A 649-nucleotide genomic window follows, 5' to 3' on the forward strand; every position below is an offset into this window, starting at 1 on the left:
CTGCTTCATCTGCACAGGAAGTTGCAGATGTGGCTTGTAATGCAGGATCTGGATTAACGGTAATTACAACCTCAGTTTCACTGGTACAGCCTGTTGTATTATCAGTCACAACAGCTCTGAATGTGGTTTCCTCTGGAGTTCCACCATCGGCTGGAATGGCCAATGTGCCTGTCCAAACGAAAGTATAATCATCTACATTTCCTGAAGTTAGGATATCATCATTAAAGGTATTGATATCGAATTCTGCAGCTTCATCGGCACAATATATTGCTGAGGTAGCTTGCAATGCAGGATCCGGATTAACGGTAATTACTACCTCTGTTTCACTGGTACAGCCTGTTGTATTATCAGTTACGACAGCTCTGAAAGTGGTTTCCTCTGCAGTTGTTCCATCAGCTGGAATGGCCAATGTGCCTGTCCAGGCAAATGTATAATCAGCTACACTGCCGGAAGTAAGGATATCATCATTGAAGGTATTGATATCAAAACCGGCTGCTTCATCTGCACAGTATATTGCAGAAGTTGTTTGTAAAGCAGGATCTGGATTGACGGTGATTACTACCTCTGTTTCGCTGGTACAGCCTGTTGCTTTAACAGTTACGACTGCACTAAATGTAGTTGAGATTGGTAAACCACCATCAGCTGGTAT

1 protein-coding gene is annotated in these 649 nt (G+C 43.1%); it reads right to left on the minus strand.

Annotation, left to right across the window (positions count from 1 at the left end; all coding sequences use genetic code 11):
* On the minus strand, positions 1–649 hold a 649-nt coding region (locus OM075_RS25360; protein ID WP_301193357.1), incomplete at both ends, for a hypothetical protein.

The organism is Plebeiibacterium sediminum, from assembly GCF_026013605.1.
Lineage (GTDB): Bacteria > Bacteroidota > Bacteroidia > Bacteroidales > Marinilabiliaceae > Saccharicrinis > Saccharicrinis sediminus.